The sequence below is a fragment of the Ensifer sp. 1H6 genome (assembly GCF_001976035.1).
Classification (GTDB): Bacteria; Pseudomonadota; Alphaproteobacteria; order Rhizobiales; family Rhizobiaceae; genus Ensifer; species Ensifer canadensis.
The window spans coordinates 213613-220322 of the sequence record NZ_MOAI01000010.1; the positions used below are offsets into that span (position 1 = coordinate 213613).

The following is a 6710-nucleotide window of genomic DNA, read 5'->3' on the forward strand; positions in this document are numbered from 1 at the left end:
TTCGACCCCGCTAAAGAATTCTCGGCGATTGTCTTTGCTGCGATGAACTCATCAAGAAAAAAAGTCGGTTCATCAAGAAGATTGATCCGACTTTCGCGGCCGGCGCAGCTAGAGTGACATCGTTCTCCGGTGAGCCTCTCACCCAAATCTCCCAAACTGTCGCCGCCGCGGTCCTCCGCTAAGGCTCGAAAAGCGTTTTCCATGGATGCCGAAGTCGAAAACCCGATGAAGGGGATCCTGCTCAAGGTCCTTTCGGTCGTCATCTTCGTTTGCATGTCGACCTTGATCAAGGCGGCCGGGAGCGAGATCGCCACCGGCCAGATCACCTTCTACCGCTCCGCCTTCGCCATGGTGCCGATCCTCGGCTATCTCGCCCTTCGCGGACAGTTGCGCGACGCTTTCAAGACGAAGGATATCGGCGCTCACATCGCACGCGGCTTCGTCGGCATCCTGGCGATGAGCTTCGGCTTTTACGGCCTCGTGCACTTGCCGCTCCCCGAAGCGATCGCCATTGGCTATGCGATGCCGTTGATCGCCGTTGCCTTTGCCGCGATTTTTCTCGGCGAAACCGTTCGGCTTTATCGCTGGTCGGCCGTCGTCATCGGTCTGGTCGGCGTCATGATCATCACCTGGCCGCGGCTGACGCTGTTTCGCGAAGGCGGTCTCGGGTCGTCCGAGGCGCTCGGGGCGGCGGCGGTCTTGCTGTCGGCGGCGCTCGGCGCGATCGCCATGGTGTTGGTGCGCAAGCTGGTGAGGGCCGAGCGCACCCACACGATCGTGCTCTATTTCTCGCTCTCGGCCTCGGTCTTTTCGCTCGCGACCCTGCCGTTCGGCTGGCCGAGCATCTCGCAGAAAGCCTTCCTGTTGCTGATGATCGCCGGCTTCTGCGGCGGCGTCGCGCAGCTCCTCTTGACCGAAAGCTACCGTCACGCCGACATGTCGACGATCGCACCGTTCGAATACACCTCGATCGTGCTGGGCCTGATCATCGGCTATTTTCTGTTCGAGGACATCCCGACGAGCACCATGCTGATCGGCACCGCCATCGTTGTCGGCGCCGGTATTTTCATCATCTTCCGCGAGCATCGGCTTGGATTGGAGCGCAGGGGTGCGCGCAAGCACGTCACGCCACAGGGCTGACGGCCCCTGTTTCATTCATTCCGGCTGTCGTTCCCAAGCAGGCACCGTGTCGTCCTCGATCAGGCCGTCCTGCGACGCCTGCTGGGCGGTCGGGCTGGTAACGTCGGGTCCGGGTGTCGGCAGCACCGTGGTCGCCTGGAAGTCGGTCTTGGCGACGAGACCCTCGTGCTGCTCCCGCCGCAGGATGCGCCAGGCGGCGTAGCCTGCATAGAGTGCGAAATAGACGGCAAGCACGATGAACAGCGCCGCCGGCCCGAACCGATCCATGACCGGGCCGACCATCAACGGGCCGGAGATCGTGCCAAGCCCGTAGGTGATCATCAGGCCCGAGGAGATCTCGACATATTCGTCCGGCTTGGCGAGGTCGTTGGCATGGGCGACGTTCAGCGCATAGATCGGGAACAGGACCGAGCCGACGAGGGCGGCGACGATATAGAGCACCGTCGGGCTGCTGCCGATCGACGCGGACATGACCAGGCAGGAGATCACGCCGACAATGCCGCAGCCGACCATGACGATACGCCGGTCGATGCGGTCGGAGGCGCGGCCGATCGGGATCTGCGAGAGGGCGCTGCCGGTCAGGAGCGATGCGAGCAATGTTGCGCCTTCGCCGGTCGACAGGCCGATCTTCTGCGTGAACACGCCGCCGAGGTTCAGCCAGGCGCCCGAGAGCGCGCCTGCGAGAAAGCCGCCGACCACGGCAACCGGAGAGCGGCGAAACAGGCCTGGAATGTCGAATCGCGCCTGCGCCGGCGGTGCCGGCATCGGCGAGGAAGAAAGCGCCGTGGGCAGTAGTGCCAGCGAAAACAGCACGCCGCAAAGGATGAAGAGCGATGTGTTGGTCGGGTCTCCCAGCGGCACCATGTATTGCCCGCCGATGGTGCCGACCATCGTGGTGATGAGGTAGAGCGAGAACAGCATGCCGCGGTTCTCGTTGGTCACCCGTTCGTTGAGCCAGCTCTCGATGACGAGATAACTGCCGGAGATCGCGAAACCGGATATGGCGCGAAAGGCGATCCAGGCACGCCAGTCGACGACCAGCCCGCAAAGCAGGATGGCGATCGAAAGCAGGGTTATGAGTGCGGTGAAGACGCGGACATGGCCAACGCGCAACACGAATTTCGGCGTGATGATGCAGGAGAGGGTGAAGCCGACCGTGTAGCCGGTGGCAATGACCGAGACCGTCAGCGTCGACCAGTTCTCGGCGACGGAGCGAACCGGGATGACGTAGCTCTGAAGCCCGAAGGCCACCATCATCAACAAAGTGGACAGCATCAGGCTGAGGACGGAAGCGAGACTGGCCAGCATCGGCGCTCCTGAAAACAAAGACGCGCCGACTTGACCAACCGGGTGGCTGGCAACGAAGGCGCGATGCGGAGCGAGGGCAGTCAGACGGGGTTGCCGGAGTGACCGATCGCTTCGAACTCGAAATGAGTGTGGCTCTATCCAGTTTTCGAGGCGCTGTCGATTGCGACAGCCGATAGCAAAAAGACGGTAACGGTCCGTCCTCGGGCGCTATCAGTTCGGCAGCAGTGGTCTGATCGCCGAGCGATGGGCGCGGCGGGCGTCCTTGGTGGTGCTGAGCGCGGTGTATTCGCGCGAGGCACGTACGGCAGTGCCGATATCGGCGATCGAATCGAACAGGACCTTGAGGCTTGCAATGGGCTTGGTCATGATCTTGTTCCTTGTCTTACGTCGTCTCTTTCGCGCGACACGCCTTTTGGCGCATCGCGTGGGGATCAGCGCTGGATGAAGTCGGCGAAGAGCTGCGACGGACGGGTGGTCCGGGCAAGGCCGATTGCAGTCATCTGCTCGTTGGCTGCCGAGCCGAAGCGGTTGAACGGCGTCCGCCGGGCAGCGTCCGTATGACGGAGCGTCTCAAAGCTGCTGTGGATCGGGCGAAAGCGGGCAGTCATGGTTCTTGTTCCTTATTCCATTCCTCCCGTGTTGATATATTGCGCTGCAACATGGATTTTGCAATGCACTAGAACGCTGCGCAGATATGCGCAAACCGCATGGCTTTCTTCACACTTTGTTCATGAAACGGGCAGGCGGCCGTCAGCCGTTGATGCGGGCCTTGAAGGCAAGCATATCCTGCCAGGCAAAGCGCTTGTTGATCGGCGCTGTCACCAGGTCCTGCGGGTGCAGGGTCGCAAGGGTCTGGACGCTGTGTCCGCCCATCTGAAGGTCACGCCATTCGCCGCGCAGCTGGTGGATTGTGTCGCTGCCGCCGAAGAAGAAGCGCGCCGTAAAATTGCCGAGCAACAACAGGTGCTTGGGCTCGGCCAAAGCGACCTGGCGCTCGATGAAGGGGCGGCAGATATCGGCCTCGCGGGCGGTCGGCACGCGGTTGCCCGGCGGGCGCCACGGCACGACATTGCTGAGCAGAACGCCCTCGCGCGATAGTCCGATGCCGGCGAGCATGCGGTTGAGCATGTCGCCCAGCCTGCCCGAGAAAGGCTGCCCGTCGCGATCGTCATCCGCATAGGGCATCGGGCCGACGATCATGATGCCGTTTGACGGATCGCCTTCGGCAAAGACCAGATTGCGGGCGCTGTTTCTGAGATTGCAACCGACGAAGCCTTCCATTGCCAACCGCAGCTCGGCGAGCGACCGCGCCGATTCGGCGGCAAACTGCGCCTCCTTGACGGCCTGGGCGTCGGGGATGGCCACAGCAGGGGCGTTGACGGCAGGTGCTGGCGCGCGCGTTTCGCGAGCTTGGCCACCGGCCGAGCTGGCCGGCTGCCGCGTAGCAGGCGAGGCCTCCGGGCGCGCAACCGGCTGGCTTGCGCTCGTCTGTGGGCGCGAATCGGCCTGTTGGCGCACGTCGGAACGCGCCGCCTTCATCGCTTCGAACTCGGCGAGGCGATCGACAGGCTCCTCCTCCATCAGCCACTCGACACCCGCATCCGCGTGGAATGCGAGCAGGGCGGCGAGTTGGCCGGGGGAGAGGTTGTCGGCAGAAGTCATGGGCGCCAACCTAGCACGTCAGAAAATGTGGTCCAATGGCTTCATGCGGCATTCGCGGTCCAGTGGCCGATATCCTCATGTTCTCCGATCAGCGCCAGGCCGTGGGCGATGGACAGCAGTTCGCCGCCGCTTTCGATCCGGTCCTTTTCGAAGCGCCGCTCGAACAGGTTGCGCACCGCCGGCACGAACGAGGTGCCGCCGGTGAGGAAGACCTTGTCGATGCTTTCGGGCGGCGTTTCCGTTGTCTGTAACACCTCGTCGAGCGCGTCTTCGATGCGCGCAAGTTCAGGCGCAATCCAGCTTTCGAAGTCGGCGCGGCGCACCGTGCGGCGCGACATCTCGCCAAGCGGCGAGAAGTAGAACTCGGTTTCCTCCTCCTGCGACAGGCGCATCTTCGTCGCCGAGATCGCCTGGTAGAGCGGATAACCCTCGTCATGCTCGATCAGGTCGACGAAGGCCTCGAGCTTTTCCGGCTCCAGGCTCTGGCGCACCAGCTTCTTCAGATCCGTGAAATCTTTCAACGTCTTGAAGATCGAAAGCTGATTCCAGCGGCCGAAATTCGCATAGTAGTTCGACGGGACTTCAAGCAGCTTGTCGAAGCTCTTGAACAGACTCCCCTTTCCGATGAGGGGCGAGATCACATTGTCGATGATGCGGAAGTCGAAATGGTCGCCGGCGATGCCGACGCCCGAATGGCCGATTGGCGTTGCCGTCAGACGTCCCGCCTTGGTCTCAAAACGGATCAGCGAATAGTCGGTGGTGCCGCCGCCGAAGTCGGCGACCAGCACCGTGGCGTCGCGCTTGAGGTTCTGGGCAAAGTAGAATGCGGCCGCCACCGGCTCGTAGACATAGTGGATCTCGGGAAAGCCGAATTCGGAAAGGGCGGCGCTGTAGCGCTCGAGCGCCAGTGCCGGATCGGGGCTGGAGCCGGCAAAGCGAACGGGCCTTCCGACGACGATGCGGCTGTATTGGCTCGCCCAGTCGTCGCCGGCATAGTCCTTCAGCTTGGAGAGGAACACCCGCATCAGGTCTTCGAAACTATGGCGCTTGGCATAGATCTGCGTGCCCTGGAACAGCGGGCTTGCGGCGAAGGTCTTGATCGACTGCAGGAAACGACAGTCGCCGGGATTGTCGATGAACGAGCGGATTGCCGCCTGTCCGGCTTCCACCTTCAGGGCGGACGCGCCGAGGTTGGAATCCTTCATGAAGGAGAGTGCCGTGCGCATCGCATCGGTGCTGCCAGCCATGCTGTCGAAGTTCATCGAATGGGTGGTGTCGCCTGCCGAAACCGCGAGGACCGAGTTGGTGGTGCCGAAATCGAAGCCCAGTGCTCTGGCCATATGATGTCTCCTGACGCCTGTGTTTTGGTGTCGCTTCGCGACGCGCCCTTCCGGGGCTTGCGAAGGCGACACGGCTCTGTTCCGCACGCCGCCTTCTGGGCCGGTGCCGGGAAGGTCGGCGGAGCCCGGAATGAAGCGAAAGGCATGCCGTTCCGGCGCCGTAGGGCGCCTTGCCGAATGCTGGTTGCGGATGGGATTGCCGGCGTCTTCCGCCGGAAAATGAATGCCCGGCCTCCTGACATGGCTATTCGGCAAAAGCAAGGCTGCAAGGCGGCGGCCCACAAGGACATGGGTGAAATCACGTATTTACGTTTACGTTCACGTCATATAGACATTTGTGCTAAACTCATGACCTCATGCGCAAAAGCGGGCATCGACTGTCGCATCCCGGCTCGACAAGCCAAACTGCATTTGCCATGACGAGATGATATGGCCTGGGAACTGAGCTGGCAGAAGACCGGCGAGACTGGAGAGACGGTATGAGCGAGGCGATGGATCTACCCGAGCGCGAGAGTATGGAGTTCGACGTGGTGATCGTCGGCGCGGGGCCTGCGGGGCTTTCGGCTGCGATCCGGTTGAAGCAGGTCAATCCCGAGCTTTCGGTGGTGGTGCTGGAAAAGGGCGCCGAAGTCGGCGCGCATATCCTGTCGGGTGCCGTCGTCGACCCCATCGGCATCGACCGGTTGCTGCCGGGCTGGCGCGACGAGGCCGACCATCCGTTCAAGACCGAGGTTACCGACGATCATTTCCTCTTGCTCGGTCCCGCCGGCTCGATCCGCCTGCCGAACTTCGCCATGCCGCCGTTGATGAACAATCACGGCAACTACATCGTCTCACTCGGCAATGTCTGCCGCTGGCTTGCCGGCCATGCCGAAGCGCTCGGCGTCGAGATCTATCCGGGCTTTGCCGCAACCGAGGTGCTCTATAACGACGAAGGCGCCGTCATCGGTGTCGCCACCGGCGACATGGGCATCGAGCGCAACGGCGAGCCGGGCCCGAACTTTGCCCGCGGCATGGAACTGCTCGGCAAGTACGTGCTGATCGGCGAGGGCGTGCGCGGCTCGCTCGCCAAAGAGCTGATTTCAAAATTCGATCTCTCTAGGGATCGCGACGTCCAGAAATTCGGCATCGGTCTCAAGGAACTGTGGCAGGTCAAGCCCGAGAACCACAGGCCCGGTCTGGTGCAGCACTCGTTCGGCTGGCCGCTCGGCATGAAGACCGGCGGCGGTTCGTTCCTCTACCACCTCGAAGACAACATGG

Annotated in this window: 8 protein-coding genes; 3 read left to right on the forward strand and 5 right to left on the reverse strand. The window is 62.4% G+C overall.

The window, feature by feature from the left end:
* Positions 1–201: 201 nt before the first annotated feature.
* A complete protein-coding gene (locus tag BKP54_RS14565; RefSeq protein WP_025426354.1) occupies positions 202–1140 on the forward strand; it encodes a DMT family transporter in 939 nt (312 codons plus the stop codon).
* Positions 1141–1155: 15 nt separating this feature from the next.
* Here the strand turns inward: BKP54_RS14565 and BKP54_RS14570 are convergent, their stop codons facing one another.
* From BKP54_RS14570 to BKP54_RS14580, 5 genes are all read right to left on the reverse strand, one after another.
* Complete coding sequence (locus BKP54_RS14570) at positions 1156–2448, reverse strand: MFS transporter (protein ID WP_025426355.1); 1293 nt, start codon at positions 2446–2448, stop codon at positions 1156–1158.
* 210 nt (positions 2449–2658) lie between these two features.
* Complete coding sequence (locus BKP54_RS36050) at positions 2659–2814, reverse strand: hypothetical protein (protein WP_164474923.1); 156 nt, start codon at positions 2812–2814, stop codon at positions 2659–2661.
* A 65-nt stretch (positions 2815–2879) separates the two neighbouring features.
* Positions 2880–3056 carry a hypothetical protein gene (locus BKP54_RS35100; RefSeq protein ID WP_107026881.1) on the reverse strand — a complete coding sequence of 59 codons (177 nt, stop codon included), beginning with the start codon at positions 3054–3056 and terminating at the stop codon, positions 2880–2882.
* A 142-nt stretch (positions 3057–3198) separates the two neighbouring features.
* The gene (locus BKP54_RS14575; protein ID WP_025426356.1) at positions 3199–4110 is read right to left on the reverse strand and encodes a uracil-DNA glycosylase; all 912 of its coding nucleotides are present in this window, start codon (positions 4108–4110) and stop codon (positions 3199–3201) included.
* A 41-nt stretch (positions 4111–4151) separates the two neighbouring features.
* A complete protein-coding gene (locus tag BKP54_RS14580; RefSeq protein ID WP_025426357.1) occupies positions 4152–5450 on the reverse strand; it encodes an Hsp70 family protein in 1299 nt (432 codons plus the stop codon).
* A 177-nt stretch (positions 5451–5627) separates the two neighbouring features.
* On the opposite strand from BKP54_RS14580, the gene BKP54_RS35105 reads away from it, so the two are divergent.
* Positions 5628–5870 (forward strand): hypothetical protein, encoded by a 243-nt coding sequence (locus BKP54_RS35105; protein ID WP_128090422.1) that lies wholly within the window; start codon positions 5628–5630, stop codon positions 5868–5870.
* A 59-nt stretch (positions 5871–5929) separates the two neighbouring features.
* Positions 5930–6710 (forward strand): NAD(P)/FAD-dependent oxidoreductase (locus BKP54_RS14585; protein WP_143347939.1); only part of this gene is annotated, 781 nt, incomplete at its 3' end.

What these genes read in the sequence shown, in the direction of transcription:
- BKP54_RS35100 (WP_107026881.1), bottom strand. Translation starts at nt 3,056, where the DNA reads ATGACTGCCCGCTTTCGCCCGATCCACAGCAGCTTTGAGACGCTCCGT.
- BKP54_RS36050 (WP_164474923.1), bottom strand. Translation starts at nt 2,814, where the DNA reads ATGACCAAGCCCATTGCAAGCCTCAAGGTCCTGTTCGATTCGATCGCC.
- BKP54_RS14580 (WP_025426357.1), bottom strand. Translation starts at nt 5,450, where the DNA reads ATGGCCAGAGCACTGGGCTTCGATTTCGGCACCACCAACTCGGTCCTC.
- BKP54_RS14565 (WP_025426354.1), top strand. Translation starts at nt 202, where the DNA reads ATGGATGCCGAAGTCGAAAACCCGATGAAGGGGATCCTGCTCAAGGTC.
- BKP54_RS14570 (WP_025426355.1), bottom strand. Translation starts at nt 2,448, where the DNA reads ATGCTGGCCAGTCTCGCTTCCGTCCTCAGCCTGATGCTGTCCACTTTG.
- BKP54_RS14575 (WP_025426356.1), bottom strand. Translation starts at nt 4,110, where the DNA reads ATGACTTCTGCCGACAACCTCTCCCCCGGCCAACTCGCCGCCCTGCTC.
- BKP54_RS35105 (WP_128090422.1), top strand. Translation starts at nt 5,628, where the DNA reads ATGCTGGTTGCGGATGGGATTGCCGGCGTCTTCCGCCGGAAAATGAAT.